Source organism: Streptomyces sp. NPDC005485 (assembly GCF_040606085.1).
GTDB lineage: Bacteria > Actinomycetota > Actinomycetes > Streptomycetales > Streptomycetaceae > Streptomyces.
Window position 1 is genome coordinate 26,600 of the sequence record NZ_JBEXDZ010000032.1, and the last position, 16,193, is coordinate 42,792.

At 67.9% G+C, this 16,193-nt stretch carries 16 protein-coding genes and 2 pseudogenes; 9 read left to right on the forward strand and 9 right to left on the reverse strand.

All coding sequences use genetic code 11. The annotated features are described in order from the left end of the window. Window positions 1–412: 412 nt before the first annotated feature. Window positions 413–982 carry a dihydrofolate reductase family protein gene (locus tag ABZS97_RS13770; RefSeq protein ID WP_356137137.1) on the forward strand — a complete coding sequence of 190 codons (570 nt, stop codon included), beginning with the start codon at window positions 413–415 and terminating at the stop codon, window positions 980–982. 408 nt (window positions 983–1,390) lie between these two features. On the opposite strand, the pseudogene ABZS97_RS13775 reads toward ABZS97_RS13770, so the two are convergent. Beyond that, window positions 1,391–2,401 (reverse strand): annotated as a pseudogene (locus tag ABZS97_RS13775) (BTAD domain-containing putative transcriptional regulator); the annotation flags it as partial. A gap of 330 nt (window positions 2,402–2,731) precedes the next feature. Between ABZS97_RS13775 and ABZS97_RS13780 the strand changes: the two are divergent. Together ABZS97_RS13780 and ABZS97_RS13785 are read left to right on the forward strand one after the other, a co-directional pair. Further along, window positions 2,732–3,562, forward strand: coding sequence for an enoyl-CoA hydratase/isomerase family protein (locus tag ABZS97_RS13780; protein WP_356137139.1), 831 nt, complete (start codon window positions 2,732–2,734; stop codon window positions 3,560–3,562). Window positions 3,563–3,905: 343 nt separating this feature from the next. Next, window positions 3,906–4,310: a DUF4345 domain-containing protein gene (locus ABZS97_RS13785; protein ID WP_356137141.1), complete on the forward strand. Its 405-nt coding sequence runs from the start codon at window positions 3,906–3,908 to the stop codon at window positions 4,308–4,310. Window positions 4,311–4,417: 107 nt separating this feature from the next. Here the strand turns inward: ABZS97_RS13785 and ABZS97_RS13790 are convergent, their stop codons facing one another. Then, complete coding sequence (locus ABZS97_RS13790) at window positions 4,418–5,095, reverse strand: TetR family transcriptional regulator (RefSeq protein ID WP_356137143.1); 678 nt, start codon at window positions 5,093–5,095, stop codon at window positions 4,418–4,420. Window positions 5,096–5,165: 70 nt separating this feature from the next. On the opposite strand from ABZS97_RS13790, the gene ABZS97_RS13795 reads away from it, so the two are divergent. After that, window positions 5,166–6,005, forward strand: coding sequence for an alpha/beta hydrolase (locus ABZS97_RS13795; RefSeq protein ID WP_356137145.1), 840 nt, complete (start codon window positions 5,166–5,168; stop codon window positions 6,003–6,005). A 196-nt stretch (window positions 6,006–6,201) separates the two neighbouring features. Next, window positions 6,202–7,269: an alkene reductase gene (locus tag ABZS97_RS13800; protein ID WP_356137147.1), complete on the forward strand. Its 1,068-nt coding sequence runs from the start codon at window positions 6,202–6,204 to the stop codon at window positions 7,267–7,269. Between the two features lie 297 nt (window positions 7,270–7,566). On the opposite strand, the gene ABZS97_RS13805 is transcribed toward ABZS97_RS13800, so the two are convergent. Beyond that, complete coding sequence (locus tag ABZS97_RS13805; RefSeq protein ID WP_356137149.1) at window positions 7,567–7,959, reverse strand: hypothetical protein; 393 nt, start codon at window positions 7,957–7,959, stop codon at window positions 7,567–7,569. Between the two features lie 16 nt (window positions 7,960–7,975). After that, window positions 7,976–8,729: pseudogene (locus tag ABZS97_RS13810) on the reverse strand (transposase family protein). A gap of 513 nt (window positions 8,730–9,242) precedes the next feature. Between ABZS97_RS13810 and ABZS97_RS13815 the strand changes: the two are divergent. Further along, window positions 9,243–9,815 carry a TetR family transcriptional regulator gene (locus ABZS97_RS13815; RefSeq protein WP_356137151.1) on the forward strand — a complete coding sequence of 191 codons (573 nt, stop codon included), beginning with the start codon at window positions 9,243–9,245 and terminating at the stop codon, window positions 9,813–9,815. A 389-nt stretch (window positions 9,816–10,204) separates the two neighbouring features. Here ABZS97_RS13815 and ABZS97_RS13820 read toward each other — a convergent pair whose 3' ends face one another. Next, entirely contained in the window at window positions 10,205–11,071 is an 867-nt protein-coding gene (locus ABZS97_RS13820) for an alpha/beta hydrolase (RefSeq protein ID WP_356137153.1), read from the reverse strand. Between the two features lie 214 nt (window positions 11,072–11,285). Here ABZS97_RS13820 and ABZS97_RS13825 point away from each other — a divergent pair, with 214 nt between their 5' ends. The 3 genes from ABZS97_RS13825 to ABZS97_RS13835 all read left to right on the forward strand — a co-directional run bounded on the left by ABZS97_RS13825 (window position 11,286) and on the right by ABZS97_RS13835 (window position 12,816). Next, the gene (locus ABZS97_RS13825; RefSeq protein WP_356137155.1) at window positions 11,286–11,540 is read left to right on the forward strand and encodes an alpha-L-rhamnosidase N-terminal domain-containing protein; all 255 of its coding nucleotides are present in this window, start codon (window positions 11,286–11,288) and stop codon (window positions 11,538–11,540) included. Then, window positions 11,485–11,799, forward strand: a complete 315-nt coding sequence (locus ABZS97_RS13830; protein ID WP_356137157.1) for a family 78 glycoside hydrolase catalytic domain — start codon at window positions 11,485–11,487, stop codon at window positions 11,797–11,799. The genes ABZS97_RS13825 and ABZS97_RS13830 overlap by 56 nt, the downstream gene beginning before the upstream one ends. Window positions 11,800–12,210: 411 nt before the next feature. Continuing rightward, window positions 12,211–12,816: a TetR/AcrR family transcriptional regulator gene (locus tag ABZS97_RS13835; RefSeq protein ID WP_356137159.1), complete on the forward strand. Its 606-nt coding sequence runs from the start codon at window positions 12,211–12,213 to the stop codon at window positions 12,814–12,816. Between the two features lie 142 nt (window positions 12,817–12,958). On the opposite strand, the gene ABZS97_RS13840 is transcribed toward ABZS97_RS13835, so the two are convergent. The 4 genes from ABZS97_RS13840 to ABZS97_RS13855 form a co-directional block, all read right to left on the reverse strand. Next, window positions 12,959–13,273, reverse strand: a complete 315-nt coding sequence (locus tag ABZS97_RS13840; protein ID WP_356137161.1) for a transposase — start codon at window positions 13,271–13,273, stop codon at window positions 12,959–12,961. 375 nt (window positions 13,274–13,648) lie between these two features. Next, window positions 13,649–14,041, reverse strand: coding sequence for a transposase (locus tag ABZS97_RS13845; RefSeq protein WP_356137163.1), 393 nt, complete (start codon window positions 14,039–14,041; stop codon window positions 13,649–13,651). 171 nt (window positions 14,042–14,212) lie between these two features. After that, window positions 14,213–14,515 carry a transposase family protein gene (locus ABZS97_RS13850; protein WP_356137165.1) on the reverse strand — a complete coding sequence of 101 codons (303 nt, stop codon included), beginning with the start codon at window positions 14,513–14,515 and terminating at the stop codon, window positions 14,213–14,215. Between the two features lie 84 nt (window positions 14,516–14,599). Then, window positions 14,600–16,111: an FG-GAP-like repeat-containing protein gene (locus ABZS97_RS13855; RefSeq protein ID WP_356137167.1), complete on the reverse strand. Its 1,512-nt coding sequence runs from the start codon at window positions 16,109–16,111 to the stop codon at window positions 14,600–14,602. Window positions 16,112–16,193: the final 82 nt, after the last annotated feature.

Below are 16,193 nucleotides of genomic sequence, written 5' to 3' on the forward strand. Positions count from 1 at the left end.
AGCGACGGTTCCCGGGACAACCGCAGAGATCCCCACGGGCACGATGAAGTACACGGGAAGAAGGCGCCGCGTCCGAGATCGAGCGGGCGAGCTTGCGGTTGGTCAGCATGTTGCGGACGGTCAGGTCCTCGATCACGACCGTTTGATTTGCCCCTGAGCCGACGATAGGTGACGCCGCACAATGCATCGAAGTCGCGCGTTATGGGCGCCGCCCCGGTGCAAACCTGAACGCCCCGAGCGCCGAATAGGTCGCGCGCTCGGTCTGCGGTCTGGTTCGCATCACGACGACGTTAAAGTTCGCGTCACGACAGCGTCAAAGTAGATGCGATCGGGGCACCGATGAGAAATAGCGCCGGCAGTGGTCTGAGTACGGTCTGGTGAACGCGGGGCGCGCATCAAGGAGAGCAACGAGATGAGAGCACTTCGATACTCGATCAACGTCACGCTCGACGGCTGCTGCCATCACGAGGCAGGGCTCCCCCCGGACGAGGAGTCGATGCGCTACTGGACCGCTGAGATGGAGCGAGCCGATGCCCTGCTATTCGGCCGGGTGACCTACGAGATGATGGAGTCGGCGTGGCGGAAGCCGGCCACGGGCACGTGGCCTGACTGGATGGATGAGTCGCAGATCCCGTTCGCCGAGACCATTGACCGGGCGAAGAAGTACGTCGTGTCGAGCACCCTGAGCGGGGTCGATTGGAATGCCGACCTGGTGCGAGGCGACTTGGAGCAAGCGGTTCAGCAGCTCAAGCAGGAGTCAGGCGAGGGCCTGTGGGTGGGTGGCGTGACGCTCCCCCTGGCGTTGGCAGATCTGGGACTGATCGACGAGTACGAGTTCCTTGTTCAGCCGGTCCTTGCCGGACACGGGCCGACGTTGCTCGCCGGACTACGCGAGCGCATCCAGCTCGAGCTCGTGAACCGCCATGAGTTCCGGTCGGGGGCGGTAGCCCTGCGATACCGGCCCACGCGAGTTACGGCTTGACGTGATGTGTCCTGGCACGTAGACCGCTCCCTCGAGACGAACGACGGCTCGGGGTCGCGTTGCCCCGAGCGGGCCGTGCCCTCGAACGGCGGACATATCGGCGCGGGACATCGCCCCCAGGTGCCGCTAGCGGACAGGGCAACCGTTGCCTGACGTGGCACTGGATCCACAGGTCCTGACTATTCCTCCCGCTGGCGGAAGCACGGGCGGCGGCCTCGTCGGGCATGTTCTTGCCGGTGGCGAAGCTCAGATCTCACGGGCACGCATCCGACTCCTTCGACACACAGCACGCCCTCAACCCTTCGTCACTCATACCCGCAACAAGTGAGCACCGCCCGTCAGTTCAACGACCAGATCGCTGCGCCTGCGCACTGACGCTCAGTCGACGACGTTCAACTGGCACTCCCCATAGAGGGCTGAGCGTTCCTCCAGGGAGTCGGGGATCGCCGAGTCCGGGGGGCCCAGCGCCCGCAGGAACGCGCCCAGCACCCTCTTCGGCTCCGCCGCCTGTGTGCCGCACCCTGCAGGTCCACGTACAACTGCCCGTCGGCGAAGGCGGCCCGCGCTCTCTGCGCCACGTGCACCGCCAGCGTCGTCTTGCCCACCCCGCCGATGCCCGACACCGCTATTACCCGGCCTTCAGCCTGGGCGAGGACCTCGCTCAGCTCTGAGACGACGGCGGCACGCCCCGTGAAGTCGGGGACGGTGGCGGGGAGTTGATTCGGGCAGACCGGCACTGCACCAAGTTCCGGGGCTGATGCACAGGGCTCCTCCATTCCTGGGTCCGCCTGCAGGATGCGCTGTTGCAGTTCCTTAAGAGCGGGGCCCGGGTCCACGCCCGGCTCGTCCGCCAGCAGGCGCCGCGTGTTCGCGTACACCGCCAGCGCCGTCAGCTCCGACATCGCCTCCGCGTGGCAGCCCTGCTCCAAGTCCATGTCCAAGCGGGACTCCAGGAGTTGGAGACGCCACTCCTCCAGGCGAACCCGCTGAGTCTCCGCGTACGACCCCGGCACGCCGACCAGCACCTCGCCGCCCCACAGCGCCAGCGCCCGGCCGAGCACGTCCCGCGCCCGGTGCAGGTTGCCAGCGCACCGGCGCCTTTTCCGCCTCGGCCGCCAGATCCTGAGCTGCCGTCAGGTCGAAGGCGCCCTCGCTCAGCCCCCGTTCCGCGTAGCCGCCGGACTCAGTCACCAGGACCTCGGGGCCCAGCACCTTGCGCAGCCGGGACGCGTAAGTCCGCAACGCCGCCAGTGCCTGCGACGGTGGCTCCTCGCCCCACAGCGCGTCGATCAGCTCGCTCGCGGTCGCCATCCGGCCCTCGCGCAGCAGCAGGGCGGCGAGCAGGGCACGTTGCTGCGGGGAGCCGGTGCCCCTCCGTCCGCGACGACTTCGGCGGCGGCCTTGTTCGAAAGCGAGGATCTCTTCCGCCCTGCTGACCTTTCCCGCTCTCGTGCACCGACGGCGGTCTCGACGGCTGCGGGTTCACCGGTCGGCCATACGTGCAAAACGGCCGGCCGATGGTTCCCCCGCGCGTCGAGTCTTGCCTGCCGAGCACTTCCCGGCTTATTGTATTATGACCGTACGGTAAATGATGAAGGCCGAACGATGGCTCGCCATCAGCTCAAACGAACGCAGCCCACCACGCGCCGCGCAGGTGCAGGCGGGGCCGCCCCAGCCGATGCAGCTCCGAACACGATCACGGCCACGCAAGCCCAAGCCCCCTACGAAACACGAGACGGAACCCACGCCATGAGCCAGCCCAGCACGATCCGCCTGGAGCGGACGACCCCGCAGACCGCGAGGATCACGTTCTCGAATCCTCCCGTGAACCTGGTGATTCCCGAGTCGATCCTGACGCTGCACAAGATCGTCGAGGAGCTCGAGAACGACCCGGACATCCAGGTCGTCGTCTTCGCCAGCGAACTCCCCGACTTCTTCATCAACCACTTCGACGCCGCCGCGGCCGCCGACCTCCCCGCGCCCGAACACGAGGACGACAACCCGCTGTGGACCGACATGGTCCTGCGGCTGAGCAAGGCTCCGTTCGTCAGCATCTCGGCCATCCGCGGCCGTACCCGCGGCGCCGGCAACGAGCTGGCCCTCGCCTGCGACCTGCGCTACGCCAGCCGCGAGAAGGCGCTCTTCGGCCAGCCCGAGGTCGGCCTCGGCCTCGTCCCCGGCGGAGGCGGCGCCGAGCGGCTCCCGCGTTCCATCGGCCGCGACCGCGCACTGGAGGCGATCCTGACCAGCGCCGACTACGACGCCGACCTGGCCGAGCGCTGGGGATGGGTCACCCGGACCCTGCCCGACGCTGAGCTCGACGCCTTCGTCGACGCGACGGTCGCCCGTCTCGCCTCCTTCGACCGGCAGGCGCTGGCGACCGCGAAGTCCCAGGTCAACCGGGCGACACTGCCGCCTGACGCCCACCTGGTCGCCGCCTTCGGCGAGTTCGCGGGCACCCTGACGCAGCCGGGATTCGCCGCGCGTGCGGACGGGCTCGGCGCACTGGTCGCCGAGAAGGGCCTCGACGTCGAGTACCAGCTGGGCGAGTACATCGGCCGGGTCAACGAAGCCCTCTGATCGCCCCGGCCGCGCCCACGACCGACCGCAACGCCCCACAGGGCGCCCGTAGGCGCCGCGACACCCCGGGCGGGTTTCATCCCCGGCGGCCACCAGGGTCCCTGCCGCGGCAGGCACGCTTCCACGGCAGCTCGGCCGCCGGCTCCCGGCCGGAGGGCCCCGCCCCGCCCGCCGGGGTCCGAACTCGGAGAACGCGACGGACAATGCCTCACCGCGCAGGGTCGTTCGACATCGGGCACCTCTTCAGGCTGATGAAACAGACCCTCTTTCAACACCACGAGCAGTTCGTGCCGCATGTTCTGGAGCTTCCTCGATGAGCTCCCAAACCGGAGGTATCAGAAAGATGAGTCTAAACAAGGTGGTTCTTGGTTCCGCAGGCCTCGGGATCGGCGTGATCGGGTTGATCTATCTCTTGGCTCCCCACCTCTTGCTCGACGTCTACGGGGTCGGCATCCAGTCGCCCTCGGAGGCGAACATTTTCAGGAGCGGTTCCGGGTCACTGTTCGTAGCCATGGCGATCTTGTTCGGCCTGGGAGCCTCCAACACGCGTTACACCAGGACTTCGCTCATCACGCTGTTCACCTTCATGAGCGGCCTAGCTGTGGGGCGCGTGGTCAGCATCGTGGCGGATGGGTGGCCGCATGCGCTGCTGATCGCCGTTCTTGTCGTCGAGGCTTCCTACGCCGGCGCTGCGGCCTATGTGTTGCGGGTGGAGGACTCCTCTGCACAGTTGAGGGAGACCGCCTGAAGGCATCGCTGGAGTACATGTAGTGCCGCGCGATGCCGACCGCACCATCTGATTGCTCGTTCTCGCAGTACAGAGGCGTGGACGCGCGCTGAAACGGTAAGACAAGCTCAGGCTTCTGGGCTCGGTGCCGCCGACTGGTCACCGCTGCCGTGCGCCAGTGAGGCGAGGATTTCCTTGCGGCAGACATCGAGGATTTCGTCCGCCAGCGGAGAATCGTCGGGGCATGCCCGCGACAGCATGACCGCTCCGATCGAATGGGCGAGCATGTCGATCACCATGGCGCGGGCCGCACGCTGGTCCTGGTCCCCCTCCCCCGGTGTGTCGCTTGGGGCCTGAAGGGCCGTCAGCAGGTTCTCGATCCCGGCCGCGAACTCCGTTTTGATGTCCGCCGGCTGACGTGCTGCGTCGCCGCTGAGGGCCGCAATGGTGCAGCCGTCACTGCGCCCGTCGCGATGTTCCCGGGAGACGTAGCCCTCGACGAACTCGGCGGGGTCCAGGCCTTCTGTTCGTGCCGCGATCTGCGAGAGCCCGCTCGCGGACGCTTCGGCCATCAGGTCGGCCTTGGAGCGGAAGTGCTTGTAGAACCCGCCATGGGTGAACCCGGCGGCTGCCATCAGTTCCGCCACGCCGACACCGTCATAGCCGCGCTCACGGAACAGCCTGGCGGCTGTCGCGACGATGTGCGCACGGTTCTGCTCCGCCTGCGCCTTGGTCACTCGCATGTCCAGCCGCCCCTTCCACGGTCGACGCTCGACGCTCAAGCATACATAGATGCCGATCGACATCTAAGAGCTTGACTTTTCATATGACGATCGTCATTCTATTGCTCATCCCCTCACCAGAAAGGCGCAGGCCATGAGTGACACGCATGTGACCGCACCGACCGAGTACATCGAGGTCGACGGCGACCGGTTCGTCTACCGACGCTTCGGCAAGCCCTCCGGCGTCCCGATTTTCCTCGTCCAGCACTTCCGTGGGGGAATGGACAACTGGGACCCCCTGCTCACCGACGGCCTGGCCGAAGGCCGTGAGGTCATCCTGTTCAACGGGCGAGGCATCGCCTCCTCATCCGGCACACCGCGCAACCGAGTCGAGGACATGGCCGACGACATCGCCGCGGTCATCCGGGCGCTGGGGCTGGAGCAGGTCGACCTGCTCGGCTTCTCCCTCGGCGGCTACCAGGCACAGGAGGTCACGCTTCGGCACCCGCAGCTGGTGCGCAAGCTCCTCCTGCTCGGCACCGGCCTGCGCGGCGGGGACCCGACGATGGACCCCAAGGTGCCCGAGGTGGCACTGAATCCGGTCCCCGGCCTGGAGGACTTCCTCTTCCTGTTCTTCGGCCGCTCGGAGGCCGCGGTCGAAGCCGGCCGGGCCTTCTGGGAGCGACGCCACCAGCGGGCCGACCAGGACCCGCCGAGCTCGCCCGCAGTCGGGCAGGCACAGTTCGAAGCGACCATGGCCTACGCGGAGCCGCTGCCGGGCGAAAACCCTTACGCCTACCTGAACGCGATCACCCAGCCGACACTGGTCCTCAACGGCGAGAACGACGTGATGATCGCCTCGATCAACTCCTGGCACCTCGCCCAGAACATCCCCAACGCCCAACTGCTGATCTACCCCGACGCCGGGCACGGAGCACAGTTCCAGTACCCCGAGCGGTTCCTGAAGCACGCCCTTCAGTTCCTCGACGAGTAGATAGCTGCGCGCGCAAGGCGAACGGCACGCCCTCGACGGACGGCCGTCCCGGCCGTTCCTGCGCCGTCCGTCACCCAGAAAGACATTACGGACGTAATGTAATTTACCCATGCTCGTGGCGGATGCCCCATCGGACTCGCTGCCCGGAACACCCGGCCCACCGCATGCCCGCCACCAACAACCTGAGGAACCACGCATGCTCAACGCCCTGTGGACCCCGACCGTCGCCGGAAAGATCTCCCTGCCGCACCGTCTGGCGATGTCCCCCCTGACCCGCAGCCGGGCCACCCCGGACGGGGTGCCAACCGAGCTCAACGCCGAGTACTACGCCCAGCGCGCCTCGCACGCCCTCATCATCAGTGAGGGCACCCAGCCCTCCGCCGACGGCCAGGGCTACCCGGTGACCCCCGGCATCTACACCGACGAGCACATCGCCGGTTGGCGCAAGGTCACCGACGCCGTACACAAGGCCGACGGGCGCATCGTCATCCAGCTCATGCACACCGGACGCATCTCCCACCCCGACAACACCCCCCACCACCGACAGCCGGTGGCCCCCTCCGCCATCAAGCCCGCAGGCCAGACGTTCACCGGCTCCGGGATGCAGGAGATGCCGGAGCCACGCGCACTGTCCACCGAGGAAGTCGCCACAACGGTCGACGACTTCCGCAAGGCCGCCGCGGCCGCCATCGCGGCCGGCGCCGACGGCGTCGAGATCCACGGCGCCAACGGCTACCTGATCCACCAGTTCCTCTTCCCCACCACCAACCAGCGCACCGACCAGTACGGCGGCTCCCTCGACAACCGCATCCGCTTCGCGGTGGAGGTCGCCACCGCCGTGGCCGACGAGATCGGGGCCGGCCGCACCGGCATCCGGTTCTCCCCCGGCAACCCCTTCCAGCTCGGCGACCTCGCGGAGCACGACACCCACGAGCTCTATCCGCACCTCGTACGCGCCCTCGCCCCCCTCGACCTCGCCTACCTGCACCTCGCCCACGGCGGCGACGAGGAACTCCTGGGTACGCTGCGCGAGCTGTGGCCCAACACGCTGATCCTCAACCGCGCCGGCACCGACATCGCCACCCGCGCCAAGGACATCGAGAACGGCATCGCAGACGTCGTCACCGTGGGTTCGATGGCCCTCGCCAACCCCGACCTGGTCGAGCGCATACGTGCAGGCGCACCCCTGAACACCCCCGACCCCAACACGTTCTACGGCGGCGGAGCGGCCGGCTACACCGACTACCCCACCCACGCCGCCTGACCAGAGCGCCCGGCGCCCGAGGGAATCACCGTCCTCGGGCGCTTCGGCGTACGCACGGCGCAGCACGCAGCGGTGAACATACGCTCGCGACGCGGGCGGTGTGCCGGCGATGACGACGAGGTCCCGCCCCGCAGCTCGGAATCCGGACTCGCCGCACCGGACGTGGACTCGGCCCCCGTCCCATGACTGAGCCTTTTCCAACCTCAGGTTGAGGCGTGGTGAAGGACGAGCACGGTCTTCACGAGGCCGTTGCGGGTGGCACACACCAGGGATGGGCTCCTCGACTCGTCCGTTCGTTCAGGAAGCCCGGATCGCCCGATCGATCTCCGCGCCGGTGCGGGCCACGACGACGGGCCACTCGTCCCTGAGGGCGGCAGGCAGAAGGTCGCGGTCCTCGTCCCGCTGAATCATGGTTGGTCCGCCCGGGACGACGAGCACGGCGTCCAGCCGGCGCAGCAGGACGGCGAGGAGGTCCATGATTCCGCCGCCTCCGAAGCGGTTGAAGGTGATGTTGTCCGGGCTGGAGAAGAACACACCCGCCTCCTCCCCCTCCGCAGTACGCACCTGCAGAAAGTTCATCCGGGGGTCCCGTGCCACCACATAGGGGCCGAGGACCTCGTGCGCAGCACTCATGTCCAGCGGCGCCGGCTCACCGTTCTCGAACCGGCACATGAAGATGTCAACACTCATGGAGTCTTTTCTAGCCTCAGGTCGAGGCGTGGTGAAGGACGACGACGGCCTTCAGGATGTCAGTGATCCCGTTGGTGCTGCAGCGGAGTTTCCACAGAAGGCGCCAGCCCTTCAGGGTGGCCATGGCCTGTTCGCCGAGGCAGCGGGTCTTGGCGCGGCTGCTGTTGTGCACCGCTTCCAGCCCTTGAGCCGACGGCCCCTGAACGGCACACGGACCGGGCGGCCGGCGCCCTGGTGAGCCCTGTCCGCCCAGCACTTCACGTCGGCCTCGGCGATTGCGGCGATGATGCCGTGGCACCGGGCGGCGGCCCGGCCATGGGCCGATCCGGGCAATGCCTGTGAGGCCCACAGCAGTCGGCCGAACGGATCGGTGAGAACCTGGACGCTCATGCCGTGGCGTCTGTGTTTTCCGGAGTAGTACGGGGTGTCGGCGGCGATCGGTCGATCGGCAGCAGGGTGCCGTCCATAATCACGAAGGCTTGCGCCCGTATGGTCCCCATCGCCTCGGTCAGGGTCGACGCGGCGGCGGCCAGGACGTCGATCCCCTCACGTACGTATCGGTACACGGTCGCGACGCCGATGCCGAGCCCGGCGGCGAGCCGCGCGTAGGAGTCCCCGCACCGCAGGTGGGCAAGGACGAGCAGCACCTGAGGGCCGACAGACAGGCGTCGCCACCGGGTCCCGATCTCTCGCTGCCGGGCACGCACCAGTGTGGTCAGGAAGTGCAGGGTGCGGCTGGACAGATCGATCGACGAGGGGCAGGCAAGCACGCGAAGCTCCTGGCGGACACAGATCATCTTGGTCGAGAACCCACCTACCAGGACCTTCCCCCTTCCGCACAGCCGGCCTCCAACACCTCACTGTCGCCGTCAGATTGGAAAAGGCTCACCGAAGACGAAGCACCCGCATGACTGCATACGAACTCGCCGACAAGGTCGCATTCATCACCGGCGGCACCGTCGGCACCGGCGGACTCGGCAGCGCCACGACCCGAACCCTCCCCTCCCCTCCCGCGGCGCCCGGGTCGGCATCGTGGATCTGCGGCCGGACACGCCGGAGATCGCAGCCGGCATCTCGTCGTCCCACGCCGTCGGCCTTACGGCGGACGCCTGCGACCGCAACGCGCTCGACGGCGCAAGGTCGCCACACGGGCCCATGACTTGCCGTCCGATGGGAGGCGGATCGGCCGCAAATCAGCTGCCAACCATAATATTACATGCGTCAGGCCACACATTAGGATGGGATACGAGGCAATGGCCCGGCGGAGTTGATGGAGGAACCCTGTGGCGCGCTACACCAAAGAGCACAAGCAGGTGACGCGGCAGCGGATCATCGAGCGGGCCGGCCACCGGTTCAAGAAGGACGGCATCGACGGCTCCGGCATCTCCACGCTGATGTCCGACGCCGGGCTCACCAACGGAGCCTTCTACGCCCACTTCGAGTCCAAGGACGACCTCGTCGCCAACGTCGTCGCCGAGCAGCTGAGCGCGCAGGTGAAGCAGTACGGCGCGCTGCGGCCCGGCCGCGAGGGACTCGAAGACCTCATCCGCGCGTATCTGTCACCCGAGCACCGGGACAACCCCGGCGACGGTTGCCCGAGCGCCGCCCTGCTCGACGAGATCGGCCGCTGCGGTGACGGGGCCAAGAGCGCCTACACCGACGGCGCCAGGGCCATCCTGGACGAGCTCGCCGCCCGCCTGGCACCCGAGGATCCGCAGTCCGCCCGCGGTAAGGCCATCGGGCTCTACACCATGGCGGTGGGAACGCTGCAACTGTCCCGCGCGCTCTCCGACCGGAAGTTCTCCGACGAGGTCCTTGAGCAGGGAATCGAGAACGCCCTCGCCTTCGCGCGATGACGGTCAACACCGGCTGGTGACCAAGGGCCGACGCCGGTGCCTTGCACCCGCGTTTGCGCCGTCAGCGTGACGGGCGGCCCCCGAGGCAACCGCGATCTCGGGAGCAACACCGGCGCGGCCGGTCCTCCGCTCGTACGGCGGCCGGCGCTGCACGCGTTCGAAATACGCCGTAGCGGCAGCGCAGGTCCTGGGCCTGGGTCCTGGCGCCCGGACGGAACGTCGACCACGCCGGTCTCCGCATCGCCGTCCCGCACGTCAACCACCTCGGCGTCGTATGACCGAGAAGCGAGCAGGCCAGTCACGTCGAACAGGTGACAGAGCCGCCCGCCCACCGGGCGTCACGGCTCTGACCCCACGTCCTCGGCCCGTATGCAGACCGCACCGCGCCTCTACGGCCGGCCGAAGAACTCGAGAGCCGTCGGCACGAACTGCTCGTGGTACTGGAAGATGCCGCCGTGGCCGCCGTCGGGGTAGATCACCAGCTCGGCGTTGGGCAGTCGCCGGGCCAGGTCGTGCGAGTTCGGCGTCGGAACCATGCGGTCGTCGTCACCGTTGGCGACGAGCACGGGCTGCTGGATGACGGACAGATCCTGCGGCTTTGCCAGCCCCCAGCGGTGGATGGCCTTGAGCTGGGAGAAGTAGGACTTGAGGCGGATCGCCTTGTCACGGTCCTTGGTGCGCTCCTTCAGACGGGCCAGGAACTCCTTGCCGGCCCGAATCCCGTTCGGGGTGCGGGTGAAGAAGAGGAACTGCTTCACGTCCTGAAAGGTGAGCAGCGCCCGGACGGTGTCGTAGTGCGAGATCCGGGTCACGTTCTTGATGCCCTCGCCTCCGGCCGGACCGGTGCCCGCGAGGATCAGCCTGCGGATGAGCTGCGGATCGGTCTGGGCGATCACCTGGGCGATCATGGCTCCCATCGAGAAGCTGAGGACGTCCACCTTCTCGAACCCCAGCGCCCGGATGAAGGTGACGGAGTCCCTGGCCATCTCCTCGATGGTCTGCGGCGTCTCGCCACTGGACGCGCCCACGCCCCTGAGGTCGAACGTGATCACCCGGTGCTTGGCGGCGATGCCGTCAACGACCCGGGGGTCCCAGTTGTCCAGGACCGCGGCGAGGTGGGTGATGAAGATGACTGGCATGCCGGTCCGGGGGCCGAGGTCGCGGTAGGCGAAGGTTACTCCGTCGGCGGTGACGGTGCGGGTCTGCGCGTTCTTGTACGACGTCACCATGTCACCTCGTGATTCGCGTGCGTTCACGGTCGTGCCCTTCGATGTGAGAGTTACCGCCACCGTGCGTCAGCCTCTGCTTCCTCGCAGGCGGGCGCAGAGCGGTTCCCATGCGTCTCCGGGCTGCGACTGCAGTCCGGGGTCGACGGTCAGAGGAGGCCCAGGAAGTGGGAAACCCCTTGGATCAGGTCCCTGAACAACCCGCCGACTATTAAAGTATGACCGTACTTTCATTGGGGCGCAAGTGGCGGAGCCGAACGAGATCCACAGCGACGGAATAACGGGTTCCGCCGAGCATCGTGGCCCACAGCACAGCGCACCACCAGGGCAGGAGCGGCTCACCTACGCCGACGGCCACGAGAGGCAGGTCGTGACCGGCGAGTCGTGGCGGTCCGGCCCCGGACCGGTCGCAGCCGACGATCTGCACGACGGACAGGACATCAATGCGCGGCACGAGGACGACGCCTGGCTGCGCCCCGGTTTCCAGGACGAGGGCTGAGCCGGAGTCCGCACCGCGGACTACGACAACGCCCGCCTCAGCCCCGACCGCGCGCCGCCGGTACGGCGCATCGCCCACTTGCAGCGCTTCCGGCGCCCTTCTCCTCGACACCGGACAAAACCCCGTGGGGCGGCTCAAGCTCCGTGCACGCAAAGTGACCGGGACGGTCATCACGCCACGGCACGCCGAGGTCCTCGAGGACGGCGAGCTGTGCGACGGCCCCTGCGTTCGGCCCTGGCGACCGACCACTTCACCCTGAGCGGCGGCGACGACACCTTCGAACCGCCATGACCTTCCAAAGCGAGCGCTACGACATCCCCTGGACGGGCCCAACAACGCGGTCACGCCCGGCACGCGTGATCGTTTCACCGTGGGCACGCAGGGCGGGACACTTCACGATCTTCGTGAGCATTATGGCCATAGTGCTAAACGTGGGCGACCGAGCGCGCAAGGGGAGTCCCTGTGGCGGGCGGAACCTGCGGCCAGCCACGGGACCGCATGCAGGCCGGCAGTGCAGGCGGTTCAGTGCGGCGGGGACCGAGGGGTGACGGCCCCGCCCCGGCCGCGAGAGCGTCGGAATCCGGGAATATTGAATTACGTTCACAATACAATACATTGGAGGAACCGCTGGAGGGCGAGTGGCCCCCCGGCGCGCAGAGGAGTGTGTGTAGTGCGATACAGGAAAGAGCACAAACAGGCCACCAGGCAGAGGATCATCGAGACGGCGGGCCGCCGCTTCAAGGAGGACGGCATCGACGGCTCGGGCATCACGGCGCTCATGAAGGACGCCGGGCTGACCAACGGCGCCTTCTACACCCACTTCACGTCCAAGGACGACCTGGTGGCCACCACGATCGCCGACCAGCTGGAGGCCCAGAACGCGAGTATCGTCGCGCACGCGGAACCGGGCCGCGCCGGCCTCGAACAGATCGTGCGCTGGTACCTGTCCCCCTGGCACCGGGACAGCCGTGACGTCGGCTGCCCCTCCGCCGCCCTGCTCGACGAGATAGGGCGCTGCACACACCTCACCAAGCAGGCTTACACCGAGGGCGTACTGGTGGTCGCCGACGGCATCGCCGCCCGCCTGGCGCCCAACGACCCGCTCTCGGTCCGCCCCATGGCACTCAGCTCGTACGCCATGATGGCCGGCACACTCCAGCTCTCACGGGCCCTCGCTGACCCCCAGCTCGCCGATCAAGTCCTCGATCAGGGCATCCACAACGCCCTCGCGCTACTGGGCATCGAGCCCGAAGGGGACACCAGGACGGCGCACTGACTGGCGTACACGAACACTGCGGAGGGCGCGCTGATGAGGCTTCGTGAAAATGGCTCTGGCCGCAATTCCGTGACGAACCAGCACAGTTGTTGACCGTGGTGGCATCGGCTGTCAGTCGGGGCCAGCACAATGCCGCCATGAGCTATGACATGGCTCGCTTGATGGTTTTCACCCTATTTACGTGTCCTTCGACGGCTCCGGAGCTCCAGGGCAGGGTGAGTACTGCGGTGACGGCGTCGAGGTCCTGCCGGAGAGAGCCCGCGAAGCCCCTCGTGGGCTTCGGTGCGTGCTGCTCGGCCTGTCGGATCCACTTCAGCAGAAGGTACCTGCGCTGGTGGCGGACCAGGTCTGCGAAGGCGCGGGCGAGATCGCCGGCCCGGGCGATGTCCGGGCAGGCAAGCCGAACTTGCAGGAGTCGTTCGTCCTGGCTTTCGGTGAGCGTCTCCCGGGGCCGCATGCTCCACGAGGTGATCTTGCGACGGCTCGGGATGTCGGCCCGGACCGGTTCGGCGGCGCCCGCGCGGAGGGCGGCGAGAATTTCGCGGACGACCTGGCGGCTGCCGCGGTACCCGCGGGCCTGGAGTTCAAGGAACAGCCGGGTGCCGCTGACCTGGCCTTGTGCCTCGGTAAAACGGGCGTTGAGGTACGCCTTGAACGGCTCCAGGACGCCGTTGGGGCGACGCTCACGGGCGGAGGCCAGCAGCTCGTCGAGGTCTGCGCCGCGAAAGCGGCGGACGGTCTTGCGGTCGAGGTTCAGACGGCGGGCGATCGCGCTGACCGTCCAGCGCTTCTCCAGCAGGCGGTGGATGTCCTCGTAGCGGTGACCAGTGCGCTAAATGATCTGCGTGCGGGGCAGTTCCGCGGGAGGTAACAGCATCGGGGTCACCTCGGGCAGTTCGGCTATTTCGCTCGCCGTCTCCTCCTCGGCGCGTGTGCGCAGGAAGTCGCGGTGCTGGTGGCAGGTCTTCTCCACCGCGGCGGACAAGTTCTGCAACAGGCGCCAGCGATCAGCGACTTCAAGGGCGTTGGGGGCGGCTTCCCTGACCGCCTTGGTGTAGGCGGTCGCTCGGTCCCTGCAAATGATCTCCGCGCCGGGATGCTCCTCCAGCAAGGCCGCGAACGTCTCGGAGGTGCGATCGGGCAGCACATCCACGACTCGGCCGGCTTCGACGTCGACCAGCACCGTGCCATAGGTGCAGCCCTTGCGGAAGGCGAACTCGTCCACCCCCAGTACCCGCGGCGCACGGTCCGGCACCGGCGGTGCCGTCAGCAGCCCGAGCAGACGCGTCCGGCCAGCGGTCAGCCGCAACCGGCGGCACAGCCGTGCGGCAGGACGGCCGCCGAGCTCGATCGCGATCGACCGCAGCCAGCCCGCCAGCCCGGTGCTGGAAGGGCGTTACCCCGCGGACAGGCCCAGCACCCGCTCGACGAACGTCGTGCGGGAGCAGCTCCCGCGGTCGCAGAAGCACCGGCGCACCCGCAGCCGGACGACGACCCGGCGCGAGCCCAACGGCCGCTCAGCCAGGGTGCGTTGATACGTGCTGTGTACGCGGCGAGCCTGCTTGCGACAGTTCGGGCACCGGCATGGGCGGGCCGTCGACACCGCCTCCACCACCAGGACGTCCGAGGAATCGCTCACCCCCTCCACCCGCACATCGATCCCAGGAAACAGCACATCCTCAACCGTCTTGCTCGCCACGGCAGGAAGTACGCTGCCGAAACGATCCCGCATTCTGACCGCTGACCTGGGCATTCACGAAACTGCGGCCAGAGCCGCCCCAGGTCACTCGCCGAAGGATTGGCCGAAGCCCTGGCGGGCGCCATCGGTGAGGCCGATCGCCGAGGCGGTGTACTCCGTCGCTCCGATGGCGGTGATCGCGCCTTTCGCGGCGGGCAGGATGTCGACGCGACCGTTGTGGGACTCGTCGTCGCCGCCGGAGCCCACGACGAGGTCGGCGCGGTTGTCGCCGTTCAGGTCGGTCAGCTTCACGGCGGCGCCGAAGAAGTCGTACGAGGAGGGCCTGCCCGGCATGCCGTCGGTGCCCTTGAAGTAGGACGCCGCGCCCTTGCCGGAGACACCGCCCTTGCCGCCGAGGAGGGTGGTCACCTGGCCGGTGTGTTCCAGCTCGCCGAGGCTCTCGACGGAGGAGCCGACGGCGAGGTCCGCGTAGCCGTCGCCGTTGATGTCACCGACGGAGACCGAGACGCCGAAGTAGTCGTCCTTCTCGCTGGAGTCCGGGACGCCGTCGGTCTCCTGGGTGATCACCTGGACGGGACGGGTCGACTGACCGGTTTTGCCGCCATAGACGACGCTGACCTGACCGGAGTAGATCGGCTCCTCGTAGGTCCACTCCTTGCCGACGACGATGTCCGCGTGACCGTCCTTGTCGAGGTCGCCGACGGCGACATGGCCGCCGGTGGCGGAACGGTTCACCGGGAGCTTGCCGTCGGCACCGGTCAGGTTGCCGGTGCGGAGCAGGCCATTGTTCGTACCCCGATGGAGTTCGATCCGGTCGACGGGGCCCGTGCGCCCCGCAAAGACCTGGATGACGAGATCGGTGATGCCGTCGCCTGTCACATCGCCCGAGTCGAGGGCGGTGTGGACGTACGTCTGACCGTCCTTGAGGCCGAGGCTGATCACGGACTTGGCCTTGCCGGTGGTGCGGCTGATCGGCCCGTACAGCACCTCGCCGCCCCGCCCGGTGCTGTAGTCACCGGTCGCCAGGTCGGTCTTGCCGTCGCCGTTGAAGTCACCGGCCGCCAGCGACGAGCCCCGGCGGACATCGGGGCCCGTGGGCGGAGTCTGCTTCACGGTCACGGCGCCGTGGTTCGTCAGCCCGTTCTTCCCGCCCCAGACGATGACGATCTGACCGGCGTTACGGCGGTAGGTGGTGCCGAAGGTGATGTCTTCACCGCTCGCCGAGATCGCGAGGTCGGTGAAACCGTCGCCGTCGTAGTCGCCCGCGACGGACTGGGAACCGAAGCGGTCATAGCCCTCGGTGATGCCGGGGACGCCCGGGGTGTTCTGCGTGATGACCTGGCGCTTGGCCGCGTTCACACCCGTCTTGGAGCCGTACAGCACCGCCACGGCGCCGCCCTCCGCCTTCTCCCCGGAGCTGCCGTGCTCGTTGACGACGAGGTCCCGGTAGCCATCACCGTTGAAGTCGGAGACGGCCTGCATGGCCTTGGTTGCCTTGACGGCCTGCACCGGCGCGGCGACGGCGGCGGGCGCGAGGCCGCACACCAGGCATGTGGAGGCCACGGCGATGGCGGTGTACAGGGTGCGCTGACGCACGATCGTCTCCCACGGTAGTTCTGCTGTTGCTTCTGTAACCCGCTGAGGAGACCAGCGACCCGGCCCGGAGGTTGTACGAGAA

What these genes read in the sequence shown, in the direction of transcription:
- ABZS97_RS13770 (WP_356137137.1), top strand. Translation starts at nt 413, where the DNA reads ATGAGAGCACTTCGATACTCGATCAACGTCACGCTCGACGGCTGCTGC.
- ABZS97_RS13780 (WP_356137139.1), top strand. Translation starts at nt 2,732, where the DNA reads ATGAGCCAGCCCAGCACGATCCGCCTGGAGCGGACGACCCCGCAGACC.
- ABZS97_RS13785 (WP_356137141.1), top strand. Translation starts at nt 3,906, where the DNA reads ATGAGTCTAAACAAGGTGGTTCTTGGTTCCGCAGGCCTCGGGATCGGC.
- ABZS97_RS13790 (WP_356137143.1), bottom strand. Translation starts at nt 5,095, where the DNA reads ATGTCGATCGGCATCTATGTATGCTTGAGCGTCGAGCGTCGACCGTGG.
- ABZS97_RS13795 (WP_356137145.1), top strand. Translation starts at nt 5,166, where the DNA reads ATGAGTGACACGCATGTGACCGCACCGACCGAGTACATCGAGGTCGAC.
- ABZS97_RS13800 (WP_356137147.1), top strand. Translation starts at nt 6,202, where the DNA reads ATGCTCAACGCCCTGTGGACCCCGACCGTCGCCGGAAAGATCTCCCTG.
- ABZS97_RS13805 (WP_356137149.1), bottom strand. Translation starts at nt 7,959, where the DNA reads ATGAGTGTTGACATCTTCATGTGCCGGTTCGAGAACGGTGAGCCGGCG.
- ABZS97_RS13830 (WP_356137157.1), top strand. Translation starts at nt 11,485, where the DNA reads ATGCGCGGCACGAGGACGACGCCTGGCTGCGCCCCGGTTTCCAGGACG.
- ABZS97_RS13840 (WP_356137161.1), bottom strand. Translation starts at nt 13,273, where the DNA reads ATGCGGCCCCGGGAGACGCTCACCGAAAGCCAGGACGAACGACTCCTG.